The organism is Sinomonas albida, from assembly GCF_004919045.1.
GTDB classification, from domain to species: domain Bacteria; phylum Actinomycetota; class Actinomycetes; order Actinomycetales; family Micrococcaceae; genus Sinomonas; species Sinomonas albida.
Map to the genome: position 1 here is coordinate 111,586 of NZ_SWDW01000007.1, position 21,640 is coordinate 133,225.

Annotated in this window: 23 protein-coding genes and 1 tRNA gene; 9 read left to right on the forward strand and 15 right to left on the reverse strand. The window is 70.4% G+C overall.

From position 1 onward, the window contains the following. Nucleotides 1-17 precede the first annotated feature (17 nt). On the forward strand, nucleotides 18-422 hold the full coding sequence (locus E6A26_RS08815; protein ID WP_136610824.1) for a hypothetical protein: 405 nt from the start codon (nucleotides 18-20) through the stop codon (nucleotides 420-422). Nucleotides 423-472: 50 nt separating this feature from the next. Here the strand turns inward: E6A26_RS08815 and E6A26_RS08820 are convergent. Then, nucleotides 473-557 (reverse strand) — tRNA-Tyr (locus tag E6A26_RS08820). A 105-nt stretch (nucleotides 558-662) separates the two neighbouring features. Next, nucleotides 663-947: a hypothetical protein gene (locus tag E6A26_RS08825; protein ID WP_136610825.1), complete on the reverse strand. Its 285-nt coding sequence runs from the start codon at nucleotides 945-947 to the stop codon at nucleotides 663-665. Between the two features lie 181 nt (nucleotides 948-1,128). Here E6A26_RS08825 and E6A26_RS08830 point away from each other — a divergent pair, with 181 nt between their 5' ends. Next, a complete protein-coding gene (locus tag E6A26_RS08830) occupies nucleotides 1,129-1,614 on the forward strand; it encodes a YajQ family cyclic di-GMP-binding protein (protein WP_136610826.1) in 486 nt (161 codons plus the stop codon). Nucleotides 1,615-1,645: 31 nt separating this feature from the next. On the opposite strand, the gene E6A26_RS08835 is transcribed toward E6A26_RS08830, so the two are convergent. The 4 genes from E6A26_RS08835 to E6A26_RS08850 all read right to left on the reverse strand — a co-directional run bounded on the left by E6A26_RS08835 (nucleotide 1,646) and on the right by E6A26_RS08850 (nucleotide 5,138). Further along, nucleotides 1,646-2,836 (reverse strand): type II toxin-antitoxin system HipA family toxin, encoded by a 1,191-nt coding sequence (locus E6A26_RS08835; RefSeq protein WP_136610827.1) that lies wholly within the window; start codon nucleotides 2,834-2,836, stop codon nucleotides 1,646-1,648. After that, nucleotides 2,833-3,036 (reverse strand): helix-turn-helix transcriptional regulator, encoded by a 204-nt coding sequence (locus E6A26_RS08840; protein WP_327407444.1) that lies wholly within the window; start codon nucleotides 3,034-3,036, stop codon nucleotides 2,833-2,835. The genes E6A26_RS08835 and E6A26_RS08840 overlap by 4 nt, the downstream gene beginning before the upstream one ends. Nucleotides 3,037-3,269: 233 nt before the next feature. Next, entirely contained in the window at nucleotides 3,270-3,905 is a 636-nt protein-coding gene (locus E6A26_RS08845) for a 2'-5' RNA ligase family protein (RefSeq protein WP_136610829.1), read from the reverse strand. A gap of 48 nt (nucleotides 3,906-3,953) precedes the next feature. Further along, nucleotides 3,954-5,138 (reverse strand): PP2C family protein-serine/threonine phosphatase, encoded by a 1,185-nt coding sequence (locus E6A26_RS08850; protein WP_168928707.1) that lies wholly within the window; start codon nucleotides 5,136-5,138, stop codon nucleotides 3,954-3,956. A gap of 113 nt (nucleotides 5,139-5,251) precedes the next feature. Between E6A26_RS08850 and E6A26_RS08855 the strand changes: the two genes are divergently transcribed. Next, entirely contained in the window at nucleotides 5,252-6,034 is a 783-nt protein-coding gene (locus E6A26_RS08855; RefSeq protein ID WP_136610831.1) for an alpha/beta fold hydrolase, read from the forward strand. A 5-nt stretch (nucleotides 6,035-6,039) separates the two neighbouring features. Here E6A26_RS08855 and E6A26_RS08860 read toward each other — a convergent pair whose 3' ends face one another. The 3 genes from E6A26_RS08860 to E6A26_RS08870 form a co-directional block, all read right to left on the reverse strand. After that, the gene (locus tag E6A26_RS08860; RefSeq protein ID WP_136610832.1) at nucleotides 6,040-7,311 is read right to left on the reverse strand and encodes an MFS transporter; all 1,272 of its coding nucleotides are present in this window, start codon (nucleotides 7,309-7,311) and stop codon (nucleotides 6,040-6,042) included. 83 nt (nucleotides 7,312-7,394) lie between these two features. Beyond that, nucleotides 7,395-8,276: a zinc metalloprotease HtpX gene (gene htpX / locus E6A26_RS08865; RefSeq protein WP_136610907.1), complete on the reverse strand. Its 882-nt coding sequence runs from the start codon at nucleotides 8,274-8,276 to the stop codon at nucleotides 7,395-7,397. Nucleotides 8,277-8,305: 29 nt separating this feature from the next. After that, nucleotides 8,306-9,112 (reverse strand): lipase family protein, encoded by an 807-nt coding sequence (locus E6A26_RS08870; protein ID WP_136610833.1) that lies wholly within the window; start codon nucleotides 9,110-9,112, stop codon nucleotides 8,306-8,308. Nucleotides 9,113-9,292: 180 nt separating this feature from the next. On the opposite strand from E6A26_RS08870, the gene E6A26_RS08875 reads away from it, so the two are divergent. Then, on the forward strand, nucleotides 9,293-9,757 hold the full coding sequence (locus tag E6A26_RS08875) for a Fur family transcriptional regulator (RefSeq protein ID WP_136610834.1): 465 nt from the start codon (nucleotides 9,293-9,295) through the stop codon (nucleotides 9,755-9,757). A gap of 15 nt (nucleotides 9,758-9,772) precedes the next feature. On the opposite strand, the gene E6A26_RS08880 is transcribed toward E6A26_RS08875, so the two are convergent. Further along, entirely contained in the window at nucleotides 9,773-10,405 is a 633-nt protein-coding gene (locus E6A26_RS08880; RefSeq protein WP_136610835.1) for a bifunctional 4-hydroxy-2-oxoglutarate aldolase/2-dehydro-3-deoxy-phosphogluconate aldolase, read from the reverse strand. Nucleotides 10,406-10,622: 217 nt separating this feature from the next. On the opposite strand from E6A26_RS08880, the gene E6A26_RS08885 reads away from it, so the two are divergent. Together E6A26_RS08885 and E6A26_RS08890 are read left to right on the forward strand one after the other, a co-directional pair. Further along, entirely contained in the window at nucleotides 10,623-11,705 is a 1,083-nt protein-coding gene (locus E6A26_RS08885; protein WP_136610836.1) for a sugar kinase, read from the forward strand. Then, complete coding sequence (locus E6A26_RS08890; RefSeq protein ID WP_136610837.1) at nucleotides 11,702-12,457, forward strand: IclR family transcriptional regulator; 756 nt, start codon at nucleotides 11,702-11,704, stop codon at nucleotides 12,455-12,457. The genes E6A26_RS08885 and E6A26_RS08890 overlap by 4 nt, the downstream gene beginning before the upstream one ends. A gap of 9 nt (nucleotides 12,458-12,466) precedes the next feature. Here E6A26_RS08890 and E6A26_RS08895 read toward each other — a convergent pair whose 3' ends face one another. The 3 genes from E6A26_RS08895 to E6A26_RS08905 all read right to left on the reverse strand — a co-directional run bounded on the left by E6A26_RS08895 (nucleotide 12,467) and on the right by E6A26_RS08905 (nucleotide 16,447). Continuing rightward, on the reverse strand, nucleotides 12,467-13,072 hold the full coding sequence (locus E6A26_RS08895) for a TetR/AcrR family transcriptional regulator (RefSeq protein ID WP_136610838.1): 606 nt from the start codon (nucleotides 13,070-13,072) through the stop codon (nucleotides 12,467-12,469). A gap of 91 nt (nucleotides 13,073-13,163) precedes the next feature. Beyond that, nucleotides 13,164-14,699: an amino acid permease gene (locus E6A26_RS08900; RefSeq protein ID WP_136610839.1), complete on the reverse strand. Its 1,536-nt coding sequence runs from the start codon at nucleotides 14,697-14,699 to the stop codon at nucleotides 13,164-13,166. Nucleotides 14,700-14,818: 119 nt separating this feature from the next. After that, on the reverse strand, nucleotides 14,819-16,447 hold the full coding sequence (locus tag E6A26_RS08905; protein ID WP_136610840.1) for a sigma-70 family RNA polymerase sigma factor: 1,629 nt from the start codon (nucleotides 16,445-16,447) through the stop codon (nucleotides 14,819-14,821). A 143-nt stretch (nucleotides 16,448-16,590) separates the two neighbouring features. On the opposite strand from E6A26_RS08905, the gene E6A26_RS08910 reads away from it, so the two are divergent. Beyond that, nucleotides 16,591-17,367: a hypothetical protein gene (locus E6A26_RS08910; RefSeq protein ID WP_136610841.1), complete on the forward strand. Its 777-nt coding sequence runs from the start codon at nucleotides 16,591-16,593 to the stop codon at nucleotides 17,365-17,367. A 66-nt stretch (nucleotides 17,368-17,433) separates the two neighbouring features. On the opposite strand, the gene E6A26_RS08915 is transcribed toward E6A26_RS08910, so the two are convergent. Continuing rightward, a complete protein-coding gene (locus E6A26_RS08915; protein ID WP_136610842.1) occupies nucleotides 17,434-18,867 on the reverse strand; it encodes an FAD-dependent oxidoreductase in 1,434 nt (477 codons plus the stop codon). Nucleotides 18,868-18,928: 61 nt separating this feature from the next. On the opposite strand from E6A26_RS08915, the gene E6A26_RS08920 reads away from it, so the two are divergent. Both E6A26_RS08920 and rarD read left to right on the forward strand, forming a co-directional pair. Beyond that, complete coding sequence (locus tag E6A26_RS08920; RefSeq protein ID WP_136610843.1) at nucleotides 18,929-19,672, forward strand: ABC transporter permease; 744 nt, start codon at nucleotides 18,929-18,931, stop codon at nucleotides 19,670-19,672. Nucleotides 19,673-19,762: 90 nt separating this feature from the next. Further along, the gene (rarD, locus tag E6A26_RS08925; protein ID WP_234865273.1) at nucleotides 19,763-20,737 is read left to right on the forward strand and encodes an EamA family transporter RarD; all 975 of its coding nucleotides are present in this window, start codon (nucleotides 19,763-19,765) and stop codon (nucleotides 20,735-20,737) included. On the opposite strand, the gene E6A26_RS08930 is transcribed toward rarD, so the two are convergent. Continuing rightward, nucleotides 20,734-21,606 carry a universal stress protein gene (locus E6A26_RS08930; protein ID WP_136610845.1) on the reverse strand — a complete coding sequence of 291 codons (873 nt, stop codon included), beginning with the start codon at nucleotides 21,604-21,606 and terminating at the stop codon, nucleotides 20,734-20,736. The two genes, rarD and E6A26_RS08930, sit on opposite strands and share 4 nt — an antisense overlap. Between the last annotated feature and the right edge of the window lie 34 nt (nucleotides 21,607-21,640).

The window sequence follows — 21,640 nt, forward strand, 5'->3', positions numbered from 1 at the left end:
TGCGACAGAATTGACCCGTGGTCTCACGCACTCGCACCATCGTTTTCAGTGCCGCAGGCGTCGTAGCGGCGGGCGGAATCGTCGCCGCCGCGATCGGGCTCTCGTCGCAGGCCGGCGACAGGACGCCGTCGCCGTCGGCATCGACCTCGACGTCCGCGTCAGCGACCCGTTCGGCCTCCCCCACCCAGACTCCCAGCACCCAGGTTCCCAGCACTCAGGTTCCCAGCGCGCAGGCACCGTCCTCGCCCGCCGCGGCACCGTCGTCGCCCGCCGCGGTGCCGCCGTCGTCTGCCGCACCCGCCCCCGCGCAGACGGTGCCCGCCCCAGGAGCCCCCGGCAGCCCCGCCTCGGGGACGAATGCGCCGCAGACCCCCTCGGTGGAGAGCCCGCGCATGTGGATCGATTCGGGCCCGGGCCACTAGGCCACGCCCCAGACACAACGAAACCCCGGTCCGTGGACCGGGGTTTCGGGTGGTGGCAGATGAGGGATTCGAACCCCCGTAGGCAATGCCAGCTGATTTACAGTCAGCCCCCTTTGGCCGCTCGGGTAATCTGCCGAAAACACACCAGCGGACGCGGCCGAAGCCGTGTTCCTCTGGGCGAGCAAGACAAGATTACAGAAGATCCGCGCACAGGTCGAATCGGCGTCCGGGCGGCGCCGCCTAGGCGTTCGGAGAGCCGTCCGTGCTCCCGCCGGTGATCTCGCGCTCGAGTTTCGCCTCGAAGAGCGCGGCCTGTTCCGGCGTGATCTGGCGGAGCTGGACGGCCCGTTGGAGGTCGTCGTGGATCCCGCCCAGGCGGGCCGAAGGAGCCTGGGCCGGGGACATCACGATCCCCGCCGCGAAGGTTGCCGCGACGACTCCGCCCGCCGCCGCGGCGACTCCGCCGACGACGGCGCGTGCCGCAGAGCGCCTGGTTGTGGACTCCGATCGATGATGCCTCGCCACTGCTCCTCCTTTGAGCGGTTCCGTCAGTTTCAACGTTCGCTCGCCTTCATGCGCTCCCGCTGGGCTTCGGCTAAGAGTGAACTGTGATCGCCAGCGTCGGTCCCGTGCGACCGACTAGGCTTGACCGCAGACATTCCCCCGCGCGGCCCGGTCACAGGACGCGGACGACCAGGAGGCAACAATGGCTGATTCGACTTTCGACGTCGTGAGCAAGGTGGACAAGCAAGAGGTCGCCAACGCGCTCAACCAGTCGCAGAAGGAGATCGCGCAGCGCTACGACTTCAAGGGCGTCGGCGCCGAGATCGACTTCAGCGGCGAGAAGATCCTCCTGAAGGCCAACTCGGAGGAGCGGGTCAAGGCCATCCTCGACGTGTTCGATTCCAAGCTCATCAAGCGCGGCATCTCGCTCAAGTCGCTCGACGCCGGCGAGCCCTTCGCATCCGGCAAGGAGTACCGCCTCGAGGCCTCCATCAAGGAGGGCATCTCGCAGGAGCACGCGAAGAAGATCACGAAGCTCATCCGCGACGAGGGCCCCAAGAGCGTCAAGGCCCAGATCCAGGGCGACGAGCTCCGCGTGTCCTCGAAGTCGCGCGACGACCTCCAGGCCACGATCACGCTCCTGAAGGGCTTCGACGAGGCAGACCTGCAGTTCGTCAACTTCCGCTGACCCGGGGCAGATTGAAAGAAGCCCCCGGCGCTCATAGGTCTTCGATTTCCACGCGGCGCGTGCGCAGCTCCCGCTGGGCCCGGAACAACATCATCCCCTTGAAGGGGAGCGCGCCGAGATCGAGGGCCCCCGCCACTCGCAGCGCCATCCTCGCGGCGGAGCGGGCGGCTTTGACGGGCAGGTCGATATCCTGAGCGAGCCCGAGCCAATGGGAGGCGTTGAGCCGACGGGTGTCGCCGCCGATGGGCAGTGCCATGGTCTCGTCGCCGTAGAGCAGGGTGCAGGGGATGTCATAGATGGGCGCGATGGCGGTCTTCGCCCCAGTGGGGTCGCCGAGGACTGCGACATTCTTCGCGTGGAGGCCGCCGTTGCCGGTGAGCCAGGCGAACAGGAACTGCATGTAGAGGTTCCTCAGGGCCACGGGGCGGGCGGTGCAGGCGCCGGCGAGTGCCGTGATGACGTCTTCGGTGCTCACGGTGTATTTGGCGGCGGGGAGGACGCCGAGGATCTGGGCGCCGTCCTCGAGCGGCAGGCGCCGCCACCCGTCGCCGTCGGGCACCCTGTCGAATCGGCGTACGAGGAGCCCGGGGCGCTGCGCGGCGTCCCAGACCACGGAGTGGGATGCGACGGGTAGGCGCAGCCCCGCAGCCGTTAGCAGATGCAGCGACTCGTTCAGGACCAAGTGCGGGCGATCGGGCGGGTCCAGCTTGAGAATGTACCGTCCATCCCGGGCCGCGAGTGGGGCGGTGAGCATGGAGGCGCTGACCTTGTCCTGAATGCCGGGGAGGCCGTGGAGGTCGAGGGCGGCGGCAAGCTTGGAGACGTCGAGTGGGGCGCCGCCGAGCTCGGCCAGGATCGGGGGCTCGGCGAGCTGCTGCCCGGAGGGGACGATCTGGACGTCGCCGGGGACGTCGGCGCCGACGGCGAGGAGTACCGTCAGCTCGTCGTCGGCGCTGGTCTTCACGGCGTCGCGTAGGACGGTGAGGCGATGTCCTTCGGGCAGGAGCCCGGCGAAGAACGGCGGCAGCCCGGGGTGGGCGGCTGGAGCTGACGCCACCGGAAGGGTCGAGGCGATGGGCGCTCCGCCGTCGGCGACGTAGGCGTGACTGTACGAGAATTCGACTGCCCCCTCTCGTGTCCGCGTGAGGTGGCCGGCGAGCACGCCACCCTTGTAGACGTCGGCTGCCGGGACGAACCGGAGGGCCGAGAGGTCTGTGCTCACGCGACGGCCGCCAGACGGAGCCCGACGGCATGGGCCGCTGCGGCCACCGACGCCAGACTGCTGGTTCCGGTTCCCGCCTCGATGCTGCGGATCGTGCGCTCGGAGACGCCTGAGAGCTCGGCGAGGATCTCTTGGGTGATGCCTGCATCTTTCCTCGCACTGCGGATAGCAGCGCCGACAGCCTCGATGTCGCTCAGCACGTCGCCCCTTTCCGGCAGCATCTTGCCGAAACGCCGCCCTTCCTATCCCATTCTGCAGGATCTAGGGAATTTCGGCAATATACTGCCGGATTGCTTGATCTTCTCTCTCCGCGCGCACGCTGAGGAGGCCATTCGGCAGGATTCTGCCGGAATGGTGTGTCTAGTCGCAGGAGAGAGCTCGGGCTCAAGCCGGGCCAGAGCAAACGGACTCTGACCCCGCCCCTCGGGCGCCGCTACAGCCCCGCGCCGGTCCTCGAGGTCCCCAGCTCGAACGGCACTGTCGCGTCCCACGTGAAGGTGCCGGCCCCCGTGTCCTGATGGACGGCGAGAAAGTGCAACGACGCGACCTTGAGCGCGGGCAGCGGCTCAGCAGCCAAGAGGTCCGACTCGCGCTGAAGCTGCTCGCCGCTCCCGTCGGCGAGCCCGTAGCCGAGCGTCACGTGCGGGCCGAACGGCCCGGGTGGCATGGCGCGACCCTGGTTGATCGTGGCCGCGGCGGCCTCGCGGACGCCGTCGACGAGGCTCGTCCACGCGGGGCTCAGCGCGCCGCGCACCCCGAGCGCGAAGTCGTCCACCACCGGGGCGCCGAGCTCGATCGAGAATGGCTCGGTCTCCTCCGCGAGCAGCGCGAGCCGCTCCGTGAACGCCTCAACCTCTTCCCGGCTGACCTCCTCGGCGGAGGTCGCGAACTGCTGCACGGTCGCGTGCAGATAGGGTTCCGGCTGGACCGAGCAGTACTCCACGCCCTCGAGCACGGCCTGGCGCGCCGAGAGGGCAGAACGGAGCTCGCTGTCGGGCAGGACATAGACGTGGAGCCGATTGCGCAGGGATGCCCATCTGGTGGCCGGCTCGCCGAAGAAACGCTTCACGTGACGACCGTAGCCCAGGCAGGTGAAGCTCCGGTGACGCGCGGTGGGCTAGTGCCTCCGCAGGGCGAGGACGGTCACGTCGTCCTGCGCTCCCTCGGTCTCGGCCAAGGCGACGGCCGAGGCGACGATGCGCTCCGCCGTCGGCCGCCCTGCGTTGCCCCGCACGGCATAGTCGATGGCTTCTTCGAGCGTGGGGAACAGATCGAGGATGCCGTCGCTGACCACGATCAGTGTCTCCTCCGGGGCGAGCCGCTCGCGCTGCAGTTCCCACGTGTCGTCCGCGAGGAGGCCAACCGGCAGGCCTGAGCTGGGGAGCCGACGGAAGCCCCCGTCGACGTCGAGGATCACCGCGAGCCCATGCCCGGCGTCGATGTATTCGAGGTCTCCGCTCGCGGGATCGAGCCGCGCCGAGAACAACGTCGCATACGTCTCGGTGTCCCCCAGGATGGTGTCGGCGGCGGCCGCCACCTTGGCCACCGCGGTGGCCTGATCGTTGTGCTGGGCGGCCCCGACCACCGCCGCGCGCATGGACGCCGCCAGCAGCGCGGCGGGGATGCCCTTGCCCATGATGTCGGAGACGTGCAGCTGGAGCCTCCCACCGTCGACCAACTGCCACGCGAAGAAGTCGCCGCCGATGTCGCGCGCGGGGACGCAGAGGCCCGCGAGTTCATACCCGGGGATCGCGGGCGCCTCGCGCGGCATGAGCAGTTGCTGGACGTGCGCGGCCCGGTCGAGCTCCTGGGTCAGGGCGATCTCCCGCTCCACGAGCGCGGCGAAGTCTGCAAGGTCTTCCCGCTCGCCGTCGCCCAGCTCGCGCGGCTTAGTATCGACGATGCACAGCGATCCGATCGGCTGTCCGCCCGGCGCGTGGATCGGATGCCCCGCGTAGAACCGCACGCCCTGCGCGACGAACTTGCCGTTGCGAAAGCGGTCATCCTCCCCGGCGTCGGGAACGACGAGCGTCGTGTTGGCATGCACCGTGTGGGCACACATCGACTCCGAGAGGGGCTCGCTGGACTGACCGGGCAAGCCCTCCTCCGCCTTGGTCCATTGGCGGTCGGCGTCGATGAAATTGATCGCGACCGCGCGCACCCCGAAATGTCGCTGGGCGATCCGGACCAGGCGGTCGAACCGTTCCTCGCGCCGTGTGTCGAGGATCTTGAGGAAATGGAGCGCCCGCAGGCGCAGAGTGTCCTCGGCTACCGCGCGGATTGCGGCTTCGGTCGCATGCACGCGCTCCACCCTACCGATCACGAGGGGGCGCTCCGGCCGCGGCTCGCTGGGAGTTCCATGAAGATTCGCTGCATACGGATGACGGGCACCCGCGGGAAGCCTACGGTGTTCGCATGGAACAGGTCACCTCCGCAGACGGAACCACCATCGCCTACGACAGGCTCGGCGCCGGCGCGCCTCTGATTCTCGTGGCTGGCGCATCGTGCGACCGCCAGGCCGACGCGGGCCTCGCGGCGAGCCTCTCTGCGCATTTCACCGTCTTCAACTACGACCGCCGCGGCCGCGGCGACAGCAGCGACACCCAGCCGTTCGCCGTCGACCGTGAGATCGAGGACATCGGCGCGCTCCTGGGCGCGGCGGGCGCTGGCGCCCTCCTCGTCGGGCTCTCCTCCGGTGCGGCCCTCGCCGCCCGCGCTGCCGCGCAACTCCCCGTGGCGGGCCTGGTCATGTGGGAGCCGCCGTTCACGGTCGACGACGACGGCCTCGCCGCCGCGCGCGCCTACACGGCGGCGCTCACCGAGCGGCTCGCCGCAGGCGATGCGGACGGCGCGTTCGAGGCGTTCCTGCGGCGCGTCGGGATGCCGGACGAGGCCATCGCCGGGGCCCGGCAAGCCCCGTTCTGGGCCGGCGCGGTGCGCCTCGCCCCGACCCTCGCGTACGACGACGCAGCGCTCAACGGCGGTCCCGTGCCCGCTGAAGTCTTCGCGGGCATCGCGGTCCCGACCGTCGTCCTCGCGGGCGGCGCGAGCCCTGACTCGCTCCAGGCCGGGGCGCGGGCCGCCGCAGACGCCATCCCGGGCGCCTCGTTCGCCGTCCTCGAGGGGCAGACCCACGACGCCGACCCGGATGCGCTCACCGCCGCGATCGTCCCGTTCGCCGCCCAAGCGGCCGGCTGACGCGCCTACGGCACGGGGTGCCGCGCGTCGTACTCGCCGAACCGCGGCTGGGCGAGCTGAAGCACCCCCACGAGCACGATGCACGCGAGCGCACCGACGACGACGGCGCTCCCCTCCCCGATCCAGCCCGCCATGCCGCCGGCGAACACGTCGCCTAGCCGCGGCCCGCCCGCGACGACGACCGTGAACACGCCCTGGAGCCGCCCGCGCATCGAGTCCGGCGTCGCGGCCTGGAGGATCGTGGACCGCAGGGCTCCGCTCACGGAGTCCGCGGCACCGGCCGCGACCATGCAGACCAGGGCGGGCGCGAGCCACCACGTGGCCCCGTCCGCCGCGTGCCGTCCCGCGCCGAGGACCACCAGGCCGAACGCGAGGATGCTCGCTCCCCACGCGAGCACGGCGAACTGCACGCCACGGCCCTGCCGCCGGAGCCGACCGACAGGTCCCGAGAACAGCCCGCCGAGGAACGTCCCCGCGGCGATCCCGCCGAGGAGCGCGCCGGCGGTCGCCGCCCCGCCTCCGATCGAAAGGGCGGCGACGGCGGGGAGCAGCGCGCGCGGCATGGCGAACACCATGGCGCACAGGTCGATCAGGAACGTCATGCGGATGTTGGGGCGTGTGCCGAGGAAGCGAAAGCCCTCCGCGACGGACCGGAGCCCCGCGCGCCGCACCTCGCCCTGCGGCGGGAGCGGCGGGAGGCGGAAGAGGGCCCACATCGCGAGCGTGAAGCTCAGGACGTCGAGCGTGTACGTCCAGCCGTACCCGACGCTCGCCACGAGCCCACCAGCGAGCAGCGGGCCGATCGCCCCGCCCAGACCGAACAGGATCATGTTGAGGGCGTTCGCGGCCGCGAGCAGCTCGGGCCGCACGAGCCGCGCGATGATGCTGCTCCGCGCGGGCATGTTGATTCCGGACCCGAGCGCCTGCAGCCCCACGAGGACGTAGATGAGCACCACGTTGTCAAGGCCCAGCCACGCCTGCAGCGCGATGAGCGCGCTCGTCCCCCACAGCAGCGACGACGAGGCGATGGCGACGATGCGCCGGTCGTGGGCGTCCACGATCGAGCCGCCGTACAGGCCCGCGGCGATGAGCGGCACGAGCGAGACGAGGCCCAGGAGCCCAACGTTGAAACTCGAGTGGGTGAGGTCGTAGACCTGAAGGCTCACGGCGGTCAGGGTGAGCTGCGAGCCGATGATGCTCAGGAGCTGCCCGAACCAGATTCTGCGGAAGTCCAGGCTTTCCTTGAGCGGGGTGACATCGGCCAGCAGGTTCTGCACCGAGTCAGCCTACCGGCCCCCGACGGACGACGGCGGGCCTCACCGCAGTGGTGAGACCCGCCGTCGTCCGTGGTCGGGCGGGGTCAGCGCCCGAGCTGGCCCGACATCGCCTCGAGGCGCGCGATCCGGTCCGCCATGGGCGGATGGGTCGAGAACATGTTCGTCAGGCCGCCGCCCCGCTTGAACGGGTTGGCGATCATCAGGTGGGAGGTGTTCACGAGCGACTGGTCCTGCGGAAGGGGGTACTGCCGCACGCCGCCGTCGATCTTGTTGAGCGCGGAGGCGAGGGCGAGCGGATCTCCCGTGAGCTGGGAGCCGTCCTCGTCCGCGTCGTATTCGCGCGTGCGTGAAATCGCGAGCTGGATGAGGCTCGCGGCGAACGGGGCGAGCAGCGCGAGGATGAGGATCGCGAACGGGTTGCCGTTGCGGTTGTCGCGATCGCCCCCGCCGCCGAAGAACATCGAGAACTGGGCCACCGACGTGATGACGCCCGCGACGGCCGCGGCGATCGAGGACGTGAGGATGTCGCGGTTGTACACGTGCATGAGCTCGTGGCCCAGGACGCCGCGCAGCTCGCGCGCGTCGAGGAGCTGGAGAATGCCCTCCGTGCAGCACACGGCCGCGTGCTTCGGGCTGCGCCCGGTCGCGAACGCGTTGGGCGCCTGCGTGGGCGAGATGTAGATGCGCGGCATGGGCTGGTTGGCGCGCTCGGAGAGCTCACGGACGATCTGGTACAGGCCCGGCGCCTCCTCCTCGCTGACCGCATAGGCCTGCATCGAGCGGAGCGCGATCTTGTCGCTGTTCCAGTAGCTGTACGCCGTGGTCGCGAGGCCGATCAGGGCGAAGATCCAGATCGGCGCGGCGCTGCGTGTGCCGACGCCGATGAGCCCCCCGAGTCCGAGGAGCACGGCCCACAGAACGCCGAACAGGGCGGCAGTCTTGAGCCCGTTGTAGTGGTTGTGCACGGTGACCTCCTGCAGCTTCAACGAACGACTCAGCCGGCTTGCTCCCCGGCGCGGAGGAAATCGTCGACGGCCGCGAAAAGCCGCGGATCCTCGAGGATCCGGAAGTGTCCCGTGACCGGCAGGATGATGTTACGCGCCCCTGCCAGCCCCGTGGTCCGCCCCACGAGCGGATCCACGTCAGCCCCCACGGAGACGATGCGCGAGTTGACCTCGAGGTTCTTCGCGAGCAGGCCCATGACGGGGTGGTCGGGGTAGAACGAGCGCAGCGGCCGGGTGGGCGCGTACCGCGAATAGCGCGTGCCCTCGAAGGGCGTGCCGATGGCGAGCATCCGCCCCACGAGCTGCTCGGTGTCCGGCGCCGTCATGATGAGCTTCCCGATGAGGCCGCCCTTGCTGTGGGCGATGACGACGGCGTCCAGCACCCCCAGCTCGCGCATCCGCGCGGCCGAGAGCGCCGCGCACTCGGGGATGGTCTTCCGGTTGTAGCCCAGCTCCGGAAGCACGATGACGCGATGCCCGCGGCGTTGGAGCCTTCGGCGCAGGGGATCCATGAAGCCTGCCGGCTCGTAGATGCCGGGAATGAGCACGACGTCGGGCTTGCCCGCCGCCCCGCCGTGGGGCGCGGCCTCCGCGGCGAACGAATCGGCACCCTGTGCCTTCGCCTCGTGCCCGCTGGCCGCGTCTTCCTGCGGGGTGTGGACGCTGGGCGACGCGATGTTCCCGCGCGCGAGCGACGCCGCGTGCCGCCATACGGCATAGGCGGCGTCGAGCACGACTCCGCCGGCCACTGCGGCTGCGCGCCGCGGGGTCGCCGTCGTATGCACCGCTGGCTCCACGGCGCGCTCCTTTCAGGCCTGGGGCCGCGAAGCCCCCCGATCCCGCCAGCCTAGCCATGATGCCTGTGTGCAGGCTGTCACACGGGCTCAGATGGCAACGGGCTGAGCGGCGGGTGAGGATCGCGGCAGGTGAGGGTCGCCTTATTGTGAGTGTATCAAAATAAGTGATTCAATGGAGGCATGGAAACTTTGCACGGCCGAAGCTCGGAGGGCTGGTCCACCGCTCTGCGCGAGCACGGACGGCGAGTCACCCGCCAGCGTCTCGCGGTGCTCGGCGCCGTCGAACGCCACCCGCATTCGTCCGCGGACGCCATCCTGGCGTCGGCGCGCAAAGACCTGCCGGAGCTCACGGCACAGTCCGTGTACGTAGTGCTCGGGGACCTCACTGACCTCGGCATGCTGCGCCGCTTCGAGCCCCCGCACTCCCCCGCGCTCTACGAGACGCGTGTGGGAGACAACCACCACCACGCGATCTGCTCCAGCTGCGGGCGCGTTGAGGACGTCGAGTGCGCCGTGGGCCACGCACCCTGCCTCACCCCGAGCGAGACGCACGGGATGACGATCGCGATCGCGGACGTCACGTACGTGGGGATCTGCTCGGAGTGCGCGGCCAAGCAGGCGGGCGCCGAGCCGGCGCGCGCCTAGGCCCGCGCCCGGCGGCTAGAGCGCGGCCGTGAACAGCGCCGCGCGGGACGCGATGTCCTCCCACGCGCCGGCCTCGACGGCCGACGGCGGGACGACCGAAGTCCCGCAGCACACGGCCAGCGCGCCGGCGTCGAGGTAGCTGCGCGCATTCGAGGCGTCGATCCCGCCGGACGGGAGGAACCTGACGCCGGGGTACGGGCCGTGGAGGTCCTTGAGGAAGCCCGGCCCGACTTGGCGCGCCGGGAAGATCTTGACCACCGGCGAACCCAAGTCCACGGCCTGCGCGACCTCCGACGGCGTCATGGCACCGAGGCAGAACGGCACCCCGGCGGCCGACGCGACGGCTGCCACCTCCGTCCGAATGCCAGGCGTCACCAGGAACTGGGTGCCGGCGTCGATCGCAGCGCGGGCCTGGTCCCCCGTGAGGACCGTGCCGATGCCAACAGCGGCGCCGTGCTCGCCCGCAGTGTCGACTGCGCGCCGCACATGGGTGAGGACGTCCGGCGTCGTGAACGTCAGTTCGAGCGCGCGGATGCCGCTCGAGGCGAGCGCGCCCGCGAGACCAGCGGCGTCGGGGATCGAGGCGGCGCGCACCACGGCAAGCGTGCGGTCCGCGGCGAGCAGTGCTGTGAGCTCTTCGTCAGTCATGTGCCTGGGCCATTTCCTTCTCGATGCGCCCCACTGGAGCGTCGCGTGATTTGCAGCGTTGCGTATTTTGCAATCGCGGTTGCAAATAGTGTTTCTTCCTGTCTAGCATCGGGGCAGAAGCGGCGTCAAGGCCGCTCAAGGACGCCGGCGGCGCGCACAGAAGGTGCGGCCGAGGGCGCGCACAGGAGACGCACACAGAAGAGGAGCACGCGAGTCGATGCTGACCACGGTATGCCTGGGCGAGACCATGGCCATGCTCACGCCGGAGCCCGGGATCGCGCTCGAAAGCGCGGACCTCCTCGAACTCCGCAATGGCGGGGCCGAATCGAATGTGGCCCTGGGCTTCGCCGCGATGGGCCTCGACACGCACTGGGTCAGCCGCGTGGGACAGGACGGCTTCGGGGCGCGCATTGTCGCCGAGCTCTCGGCGCACGGGGTGGGCGTATCCGGCGTCGAGGCGGATGCCGCGCGCCCCACCGGGCTCTACGTCAAAGTCCCCGGCACCGCGTCGACACCCGCATCCGTGATCTACTACCGCCGCGGCTCCGCGGCCTCGGCGATGGGCCCGCAGCTTCTCGACGAGCCGCCGGTCGCCGAGCTGCTCGCGCGCACCTCGCTCGTGCACGTCAGCGGCATCACCGCCGCCCTCTCCGAGGACTGCCTGGCGCTCCTCGAGGCCCTCCTCTCGCGTCCGCGGGCGTTCCGCGTGAGCTTCGACGTCAACTGGCGCGCGCCGCTGTGGCGCGGGCGCGACCGGAGCGTCCTGCGGAGCCTTGCCGGCCGCGCCGACGTGGTGCTCGTGGGGCGCGACGAGGCCGAGCACGCGTTCGGGACGGGTGACGAGGCCGAGCTCCGCCGGCTGCTTCCGGATCCGGAGGTCGTCGTCATCAAGAACGAGGCCATCAGCGCCATTGCGCTCGAGCGCGGCGGCGCGCGCACCGAGGTCCCCGCCCTCGCGGTCGACGTCGTCGAGCCCGTGGGCGCGGGCGACTCCTTTGCCGCGGGGTACCTGAGCGGGATCCTGCTGGGACTCGGCCAACGCGCCAGCCTCCGCCGCGGGCACGTCGCCGCGGCGTGCACGCTCACCGTCAACGGCGACCGGGGGCCGCTCCCGGCTCCGAGCCTGCTCGAGGAGATCCTCGGCTGCTCGGACCAGGAGTGGGCCACCACGACGGTCTCCAGCGCGGGATTCGCAACGGGCCGTGCGCCCGGCCGTGCAGGGGCGCTCGCCGCGGCGGCGGCCGACGGCGACGAGCCGCACCGGGAGGGTCCGAAGGTCGACGGCGGTGCACAGCCGTGAGCCAGAGCCTCCTCCGGGCCCTGGACCTCCTGGGCGAACTCGCGGCCGGCCCCGCGGGCCTCGACGAGCTCGCATCGCGCGCCCCAGTCCACAAGACCACCGTCATGCGGCTCCTGCACGGGCTCGAGGAGAAGGGGTTCGTGGTCCGGGACGGCCAGCAGCGCTACCTGCTGGGCCCCAAGCTCTTCGAGCTCTCCTCGCTCGCGCTCGAGCAGCGCGACGTCCGCGCCGCGGCCCACCCGCATCTGGCGCGCCTCAACGAGCTCACCGGATACACGATCCACCTCGCGGCGTTCGAGGGGCCCGACGTGACGTACATCGACAAGCTCGAGTCCCGGCAGCCCGTTCGCATGTACTCGCGCATTGGGCTCACGGCGGCGCTGCACGCGGCCGCGGTCGCGAAGGTGCTCCTGGCCGACCTCCCGCCGTCCCGCCGTGAAGCCATCGCGGCCTCAATCGACTACGTTCCACTGACGGAGCGGACCATCGCGGGTCCCGAGGAGCTGCTCGCCGAGCTGGATCGGGTCGCTGCCCAGGGCTGGGCGATCGACGACTCCGAACACGAGGCGTTCGTGCACTGTATTGCCGCGCCCATCCGGGACGCGAACGGAGGCGTGGTCGCGGCGGCTTCGTGCTCGGTTCCGACGGTGCTGCTGGACCGCGAGGGCCTCCTTGGCCTCCTCGCTCCGCTGCTCGCGTGCACAGAGGCTATTTCGCGGGACCTCGGCTGGGCGCCTGCGACGCGAGCCTGAACTGGCCGCTCAGGGGCGGCCATCGATGGCCGTGGTCTGGTTCGTGGTGTGCTGCAGGACGAACGCCTCGATGAGCATCTCGAACGACGCGCGTACGGCCGGGCGGTCGCCGGTCACGACGTAGTCGTACATGATGCCGGTCGCCGCGGCCACGTACGTGCGGCCGCGCACCGTGGCCTCGTCGGCGGGGATGCCCTGGGTCTCGAGCCAGCCGGCGAGGAAGCGGCACCACATGAGGTAGCCGGCAGCGGAGTTTCCGCGCGGCCGCTCGGCGACGACGTCCTGGACGGCGGCCTCGAACTCGAGGCGCTGGAGATGGCGGCCGCGGCTCTCGAGCGAACGGTCGAAGACGGCGCGGGCCCAGAGGACGATCTCGTCCAGCGACATGCTCGTGGTGCCCGGGTGCTGGTCATCGAACCGGGACTCGATGCCTCGGATGATCTCGGACACGAGCTGTTCGCGGTTGCCGAAGTGGTAGACGAGGACGTAGCTGCTGATGCCGAGTCCGTCTGCCAGGCTGCGGAACGTCAAGTCCGCAAGCGTCTTGTCCAGCAGGAATTCCAGAATCTGCTCGAGCAGCTCCGTTTTTCGCTCTGGCCGTGGCGGTCTTGCCATAACCCAATCCTCGTCCCGACCGTCACGTGCGTGATCGGATCTGATGTGTAGTGCCTCACTCCCCCATCGGGCATCCTACAGCGCGGGGTCGTCATTCTTGGACGCTGGCGCTATCCAATGCCTCGTGGTCGGGCGTCACGGCCGATCGGGCCGCGGCGAACCGCTCGTTGAGCCGCGAATGGCCGCGGCCGTACGCGAAATAGATGGTCAGTCCGATGGCAAGCCACACGACGAAATAAATCCACGTTTCAATGGCAAGATTTGCCATGAGGTAGAGGCAGAGGAGCGCGGAGACGATCGGGAGCACCTTGCCGAACGGCACGCGGAAGGACGGCTTGAGGTCCGGGCGGCGCCGGCGCAGCACGATGATCCCGAGGCTCACCACGACGAACGCGGACAGCGTCCCGATGTTGATCATCTCCTCGAGCACGTCCACCTGCGTGAGGCCGGCAACGAGCGCCACGAGCGCGCCGCAGAGGATCTGGAGGCGGGCGGGCGTGGACCGCTTCTCCGACGTCACCGACAGCGCGCGCGGGAGGAGGCCGTCGCGGCTCATCGCGAGGACCACACGAGCCAGGCCCATGAGGAGCACCATGATCACGGTGGTGAGGCCCACGAGCGAGCCGAACGCGATGACCTTCGCCGCGTCCGTGTTGCCCACGGCCTCGAACGCCGTGGTGAGCGTGGGCTGGTCCGCCGCGGCGAGGGTCGTGTAGGGGACCATGCCCGTGAGCGCGAGCGAGACGAGGATGTAGAGGAGGGTCACCGCTCCGAGCCCGGCGAAGATGCCGCGCGGGAGGGTCTTCTGCGGATCCCTGACCTCCTCGGCGCTCGTGGCGACGACGTCGAAGCCGATGAACGCAAAGAACACGAGCGCCGCGCCGGCGAACACGCCGAACAGTCCGTACTGGGCCGGGGCCTCACCGGAGGCGAACGCGACGAGCGACTGCTTGAGGACGGCCGTCCCGTCCGTGCCGTGAGCCGGGACCGCCTCCGGGACGAACGGGGCGTAGTTCTGCGCCTTCACGTACATGAAGCCGACCACGATCACGAACAGGACCACCGCGATCTTGATGATCGTGAAGAAGTTGCCCACGCGGGCCGAGAGCTTCGTGCCGAGGACCAGCAGGACCGTGAAGATCGAGACGATGAGGAACGGGCCCCACACGAGCTCGACCGGCCCGACCTGGACGCTCGCGGGAACGTTCAGGCCCACGAGCGAGAACACCTTGCTGAGGTAGAGGCCCCAGTACTTCGCGACGACGGCGCCGGCGGTGAACAGCTCGAGGATGAGGTTCCAGCCGATGATCCAGGCGAGCAGCTCGCCCATGGTCGCGTACGTGAAGACGTACGCGGACCCCGCGACCGGGATCGCCGTGGCGAATTCGGCGTAGCACATGATCGCGAGCGCACACGCGACGGCCGCGATCGCGAAGGAGACCGTGACGGCCGGTCCGGAGAAGTTCGCGGCGGCCTTGGCGCCGACGGAGAAGATCCCGGCGCCCACCGCCACCGCGATGCCCATGATCATGAGGTCCCACGTGCTGAGCGTGCGCTTGAGGCGCCTGCCCGGTTCGTCGGAGTCGGCGAGCGTCTGCTCGATGGGCTTGGTGCGGAGGATCTGCATGGGACTTCCTGGAGGGCTCACGGGCGGCCTTGGGGCAAAAACAACCTGTTAACCCTAGGTGTCTGCTCCGAGGGAGCTTCAAGTTGTCTCAGAATCCGGACCGTGGCCCGCAGCACCGGTCAGAAGGTCGCGGTGTTCGAGACCGCGGTGCCCGCCTGGTCGAGCACGGCGGTCCCGGTGACGTCGGGCTGCGTGAGAGGCGCCCAGGTGAGGTCCAAGGGAGGAATCTGACCGCCGCTCACGAATGGCGTGGTGCACGTCATCGTGGCCTGCCCGACGAGCGGCGGCGCGGGGACGCAGTTCCACGACGTTGACCACGCGGGCTGCGCGGGCGCCGCGTAGTGGAGGGTCACGACCACGTTCGTGGGCTGCGACGGGCCCCGAGCCGGCACGGCCGAGCTCAGGATCTCATCCATGCCCGGCGACGTGTTGTGCGTGACCCTGAGCGTGTAGGGCACCGAGGTCGGCGTGGGAGTGGGCGTCGGGATGGACGTCGGGGCGGGGCTCGGCGTCGGGGCGGGGCTCGGCGGCGGCGCGGTCGCCGACCGAGTCACGGGCGGTGCCGGCGCGGGCGCGGGACGCACGGGCACCGGGACGGAGACGGGTGCCTGCGGCACGGTCACCGGGGCAGGGGCCACATACACGGGCGCCGCAGGCTCGGGAGCGGGCTCCTCGGCTGGTGTGGTCGGAGGGAGCGACGCAGGGGCTGCGCTGCCCGCCGAGCCCGAGCCGAGTCCCGCTCCGCCTGCCTGGGCGGAGACGCTCGGGGAGGGCGACGGCGCGGGGCGCGCCGTCGTCCCGGGCTGCCCGAGCGAGGTGACCGCGATGGTGCCCGCCACGGCAAGCGCAATGACAAGCCCGCCTACCACGGCGTTGCCCGTCCCGACCTTCTCGAACGCCTGCTTCAGCCACGCCACGCCGCCCACCAGGAACCCGCCGGCCACGATTTTGCCCGCCGCGGGCGCCGCGAACGGGAGCGCGGTGACGAGCGGGAAGACGATGCCGCGCATGCCGTGCCCCACGTCCTCGAGCTGGAGGAGCGCGGCGGTGCAGCGCGGGCAGTCCGAGAGGTGTTCGCGCACCTTCTTGGCGTTGCGCGCGCTCAGCCCGTTGCGGGCGTAGGCGCCGAGCTTGTCGGCGAACGGCGCGCAGTCCTCCTCGACGGCCGTCACGGAGACGTGCGCCTGGAGGTAGGCCTGGCGCAGTCCCTCGCGCGCGCGGAGGGCCAGGGCCGAGACCGCGTTCGGCGAGAGGCCGAGGAGCGGGGCGACGGCAGCCGGCTGCATGCCGTCCACCTCGGTGTACCAGAGCACGGCCTGCCACCGCTCGGGAAGGGTCCGGAACGCCTGCGCCACGGTGTCGGACTCGAAGCCGGCCATGACCGGGTCGTCGTAGGGCTGCTCGCCCTCGTACCGCTCCATCTCGTCGCTCAGCGTCTGGCGGCTGGCCTTGATGTTTCCGCGCGCCGCAAGGCGGGAAATCGACGTGAAGAGGTAGGCACGGAAGAAGGCATCTGGCCCGGAACCGCTCTGGAGGGCAGTGAGGACGTTGGCAAAGCCCTCGGACGCGAGGTCCTCAGCGTCGCTGGCATTACGCGCATATCGGCGCGCGAGACCGACGGCGGCACTGTGATGCCGTTCGAAGAGCTCCGCGTACGCATCGTTGTCCCCAGCACGCACTTCAGCGATCAGCTGGGCGTCACTGGGGGGTGCTGGCGCGGTGCTCACGGCGTCGGCACTCGCGGTCATGAAGGTCCTTCCGGCTCTCGACGTTCAGTCTTCGTTGAGAGTCCCCTGGGGTCGATTCTATGACGCGATTCCAGAACAAAAAGTTGCCTCAAGCGCGCCAACATTTGGCGTCATGGGTCCAGTGGCCCCGCCTCTTTAAGCGTATGACCCACCTTGTGAGCCCGGGGAGCTGGCGTACCGGGAGCCGGCGCACGGGGCGCGACCAGCTGCTCGTAGCCTGGCGGCGCGACACCCTCCGCCATTCGTGGCGTGTGGCCTCGGACTGGTTCTGCCCAGAGGTCCTCGACCTCGTCAGAGGCGCCTCGCGCTCGCAGCCCACCGCGCGCCTCGAGCCAGGCGTCCGCGCGCTTGGGCGCGCCCGCGCGGCGCAGGGCGTGGGCGCGGCGGAGGCGGTCACGGACCTCTTCGCGTTCTTCGGCGCGCTTGGCCTCCCGGCGCCGGCCCAGCTCGTGGCGGCGTTCGTTGAGACCTGGGCCGAGTTCGCCGAAGGTTGCGAGCCCGGCATCTCCTGCGTTGACCCGGGCACCGGGCTCTCGACGTGGGCCCACTTCCGCGCCCGCATCTACGAGCTCTACGCGGAGGACGACGCCGCAGCGGCCACCGCGCGGATCGTCGCGATGGTGCGGCTCCCCGCGGGGACGGCCAGCGTGAACTCGCTCCCGTGGAACGTCCAGGCTCTGGTGGGCCAGGAGGTCCTCGACGCGTTCGAGGGATCCCCTGCCGTGCTCAGCCATACTGGCGCGACCATCGCCGCGCTCGTCCCGCGGGTCCATGGCACGTTCTCCCGGCTGCAGGACGCCGCGACGCGGCTCGACCGGGTCCTCGGTGCCGAGTCGGGACGCGGCTGCCGGCTCGACGTCGAGCCTCTCCCCCGCGCGTCGGACGGGATCTCACGGCTGCTCGACAGCCTGCGGCGCTGAGTCCTCAGGGCAGCCGCTCGACAGCCTGCGCCGCTGACTAGTCGGTACTACCTTCGGCGTCGGCCCTCAGCACTGGTGCTTGCGCGAGATGCGCACCATGTCCTCGCGCGGAACCACCTTGACGCGCTCACGCTGCACCGTGGTGCCCTTCTCGGCGGACTCTGCCGTGAACTTCTCCCCGAGCGCCTTCTCGTGCGCGTCGAGCTCGTTCCAGCCGGCCCACGTGGTGAACTCGATGCCGCGCTCCTGAAGGAGGGCGATGATGGCGTGCTCGTCCGGGTTCTCGGCGACCGGGAGGGAGTCGCGGTCCTCGAGCAGGCAGCCGATGGTCTCGAGCGCGTCGCCCTTCGTGTGACCGATGAGGCCCACGGGGCCGCGCTTGATCCAGCCGGTCGTGTAGACGCCCGGCACCGGGTTGCCGTCCTCGTCCAGGACCCGCCCGCCGTCGTTCGGGATGACGCCTCGGCGCGCGTCATATTCGAGCTCGGCGAGCTCGGAGCCGTGGTAGCCGATCGCCCGGTAGACGGCCTGGACGGGGTAGTCCTCGAACTCGCCCGTGCCCCGCACGTTCCCGGTGCCGTCGAGCTCCATGCGCTCGAAGCGGATGCCCGCGACCTTGCCCGGGGTCTCGGGCGAGTCATAGATCTCGACCGGGCTGTGCAGGAAGTGCAGGTGGAGGCGGCGGGACGCTCCCGTGTCCTGATCCTCCGCGATCCAGTTGGCGAGGGTGTTGACCATCGTCTTGACCTGGTTGTTCGTGCGGATCGCCTCGTCGGAGGCGTCGTCGAACTCGAAGTCCTCCGGGTACAGCACGATGTCGACGTCCCGCGAGTGGGAGAGCTCGCGGAGCTCGAGCGGAGTGAACTTGACCTGGGCGGGGCCGCGGCGGCCGAACACGTGCACGTCCGTCACGGGGCTCTGCTTGAGCACCTGGTACACGTTGTCCGGGATCTCGGTGACGAGCAGCTCGTCGGCGTGCTTCGAGAGCATGCGCGCCACGTCGAGGGCCACGTTGCCGTTGCCGATCACCGCGACCTCCCGCGCGTCGAGCGGCCAGTCGCGGGGAACGTCCGGGTGGCCGTCGTACCAGGAGACGAAGTCGGCGCCGCCGAACGACCCTTCGAGATCGGCCCCGGGGATGTCGAGCTGGGCGTCCTTGATCGCGCCCGTGGCGAAGATCACGGCATCGTAGAAATGACGGAAGTCGCTCAGCGTCACGTCGCGCCCGTACGTCACGTTGCCGATGAATCTGATGTCGCCGCGGTCCAGGACCTTGTGCAGCGCATTGACGATGCCCTTGATGCGCGGGTGGTCCGGGGCCACGCCGTAGCGGATGAGCCCGTACGGAGCCGGGTACTGGTCGAAGAGGTCGATGCTTACCTCGAGCCGGGCGTCCTTGACCTCGTTCGACTTGGTCAGGATGTCTGCCGCGTACACCCCAGCGGGCCCGGCGCCGATGATGGCGACGCGCAGCGGTCGTGCGGCAGAGGGGTTGGTCACGAGGAGTCCTTCCGGCGGCGGGCGCGCGTGGTAGGGCGCGCAGCCTCCTATTGTAGTTCGGGTGCAGAGTACGACGCTTCTCGGACTGGGCCCCGGCGTCGTCGTCGCGGTGGTCATTTTCACCGTCCTCTCCGCCGCGGTGCACCATTGGGCGCTCGACGGCGGGGGGCTCGCCCCGATCACGGCGAGCGTCCGCGCCGTCGTCCAGCTCGCCGTCGTCGCCCTCCTCGTCTCCCAGCTCGGGCAGGATCCGTGGCTCGCCCTCCTGTTCGCGCTCGTGATGTACGCGGTCGCCGTCCTGACCTCGGGGCGGCGCGTCGATCCCCGCCGCTGGTGGTGGGCCGCCGTGCCGATCGGCGCGGCGGTGCTTCCGGCCGTGGTCATCCTCCTCGCCACGGGGGTCCTGCCGTTCGACGGCCTCGCCCTCATCGCCCTCATCGGCCAGCAGGTGGGCGGCGCGATGACGACGACGAGCCTCGCCGGGCGCCGCGTCCTCGCCGAGCTGTCGGTGCGGCGCGGCGAAGTCGAGGCCGCCGTGGCCCTTGGCTTCGAATGGCGGGCCGCGCGCCTGCTCGTGGCCCGCCACACCGCGCGCGAGGCCCTGATCCCTGCGCTGGATCAGGCCAGGACCGTCGGGACGGTAGTCCTGCCCGGCGCGTTCGTGGGCATGGTCCTCGGGGGTGCGAGCCCGGTCGACGCAGCGATCGTGCAGCTCGTGGTGCTCGTCTCCCTCGTGGCCGTCGGCGCCATCGCGGCCGCAGTCGCACTCGAGCTCTGCGCAAAGGGCCTGTGGAGGAATACCTGACAGGACCAACACCGTTGTACGGTCGTGACCGTGACGCCAGATGCCCAGCCCGCCCAGCCACAGGATCCTCAGGCGAAGGACGCGGTTCACGTGCCTGACAGCGCGCCCGCGGCGACGCGCACCACCGCCGGTCTCTTCTTCGGGCTCGCCGCCTACGGGCTCTGGGGCCTTCTCCCGCTCTACTTCGTGACGCTCACGCCCGCCGGGCCGGTGGAGATCGTGTCCGACCGCGTCGTGTTCTCCCTCGTGGTCTGCCTCGTGCTCATCGCGGTGACCCGCTCGTGGGGCTCCCTCGCCGCCGTCTTCCGTTCCCGCCGCTCCCTCGGCATCCTCACCCTCGCCGCGGTGCTCATCGCGGCAAACTGGCTCACGTACACGTACGGGGTGCTGAGCGGCCAGGCGATCGAGGCCGCCCTCGGCTACTTCATCAATCCGCTGGTGAGCGTTCTGCTCGGCGTCCTCCTGCTCAAGGAGCGGCTCCGCCCGCTCCAGTGGGCCGCCGTGGGAATCGGCTTCGTCGCGGTCCTCGTACTCGCGGTCGCGTACGGACGCATGCCGTGGATTGCCCTCATCCTTGCGTTCAGCTTCGGGTTCTACGGGCTCGTGAAGAACCGCGTCGGCGCCACGGTGGACGCCGTCACGAGCCTCACGATGGAGACGGTGGTGCTCTCGCCGCTCGCCGTCGCCGCGATGATCTGGCTCGGTGTGGCTGGCTCACTCACGCTCACGGGGAACGGCGCAGGACACTTCTGGCTGCTCGCGGCGAGCGGCATCGTCACCGCCACGCCGCTCCTCTTCTTCGGCGCCTCGGCCCGGCGACTGCCCATGACCACGATCGGTCTCCTCCAGTACGTGGCCCCGCTCCTGCAGTTCATCATCGCGACGACCGTGCTCGGCGAGCACATGGGGCCGGAGCGCTGGGCTGGATTCGGCATCGTGTGGCTCGCGCTCGCGGTGCTCACGGCAGACATGCTGCTGGCTTCGCAGCGCAGGCGTCGGGCCCTGCGGGCGGCGCGGGTTCGCGCGGCCCGGGCTCGGGGGCCACAGGTCGGCTCGGCCGGCTAGCCTAGCGGGCGCGACTCCGCCTCCTCGTACTCGAGCGGCACCACGACGAGGGGAACGGGAAGCGCGTGGAGGATCCGGTTCGCGGTCGAACCGATGAAGAGCCTGCGCTTCTGTGCAAGGCGGCTCGAGCCGATGATCACGAGCTCGCCGTCGACCCAGTCGATGCTGTCCACGGCCTCCTCGAGCGAGCGCCCGTGCGCGACCTCGACGGTCGCCTCGTGGCCCGCCGGGAGGCGGTGCGCGGCCTGTTCCAGGACCGTGTTGGCGTGGCGATGCGCCGCGTTGATGTTCTCCCCGTGCTCTCCGCGCTCGTCGAGCTCCACGAGGGAGACGAAGCGGAGCGGCACGTCGCGCCGCCCGGCGGCGACCAAGGCGACGTCGACGGCGGCGTCCGCGCCCCGCCGTCGACCGATGAACGCGGTGAGCCGCTCGATGGGCTCCATGCGGTGGTACCCGTGCGGCGCGAGCGCTACCGGAATGGGCGAGGCGTGGAGGAGCGAGTTCGCGACGCTGCCCACGGTGTAGCGCTTGAACAGCCCGTTGCTCGCGGCGCCGACCACGATGAGGGCCGCCTCGAACTCCACCGCGGCCTCGATCAGGACGCCGGCGAACGAATGGCCCTGGCGGACGTGGAACTCGGCCTCGACGCCCGGCGGGATCATGCCGAGCGCAGCGCGCTGGGCCATGATGACCTGCTGCTCCTCGGCGTTGACGCGGCGCCCCTCGGGATTCGCGGCGACGTACGGCGCGTTCTCGCCGAGCACGAGCATGAGATCGAGCTTGGCGCCCTGCGCCCTCGCGATCGCGACGCCGAGGGCTACGGCGTCCGCGCCGCGATCGTCCGGCTGATAGCCGACCACATACCGCATGTGAACCTCCCCTGCTAGAAGACAGAGCAGACTC

Excerpts from the sequence above, each read along its gene's own strand:
- E6A26_RS08830 (WP_136610826.1), top strand. The coding sequence starts at position 1,129 with ATGGCTGATTCGACTTTCGACGTCGTGAGCAAGGTGGACAAGCAAGAG.
- E6A26_RS08855 (WP_136610831.1), top strand. The coding sequence starts at position 5,252 with ATGGAACAGGTCACCTCCGCAGACGGAACCACCATCGCCTACGACAGG.
- E6A26_RS08875 (WP_136610834.1), top strand. The coding sequence starts at position 9,293 with ATGGAAACTTTGCACGGCCGAAGCTCGGAGGGCTGGTCCACCGCTCTG.
- E6A26_RS08880 (WP_136610835.1), bottom strand. The coding sequence starts at position 10,405 with ATGACTGACGAAGAGCTCACAGCACTGCTCGCCGCGGACCGCACGCTT.
- E6A26_RS08885 (WP_136610836.1), top strand. The coding sequence starts at position 10,623 with ATGCTGACCACGGTATGCCTGGGCGAGACCATGGCCATGCTCACGCCG.
- E6A26_RS08895 (WP_136610838.1), bottom strand. The coding sequence starts at position 13,072 with ATGGCAAGACCGCCACGGCCAGAGCGAAAAACGGAGCTGCTCGAGCAG.
- E6A26_RS08900 (WP_136610839.1), bottom strand. The coding sequence starts at position 14,699 with ATGCAGATCCTCCGCACCAAGCCCATCGAGCAGACGCTCGCCGACTCC.
- E6A26_RS08905 (WP_136610840.1), bottom strand. The coding sequence starts at position 16,447 with ATGACCGCGAGTGCCGACGCCGTGAGCACCGCGCCAGCACCCCCCAGT.
- E6A26_RS08910 (WP_136610841.1), top strand. The coding sequence starts at position 16,591 with ATGACCCACCTTGTGAGCCCGGGGAGCTGGCGTACCGGGAGCCGGCGC.
- E6A26_RS08930 (WP_136610845.1), bottom strand. The coding sequence starts at position 21,606 with ATGCGGTATGTGGTCGGCTATCAGCCGGACGATCGCGGCGCGGACGCC.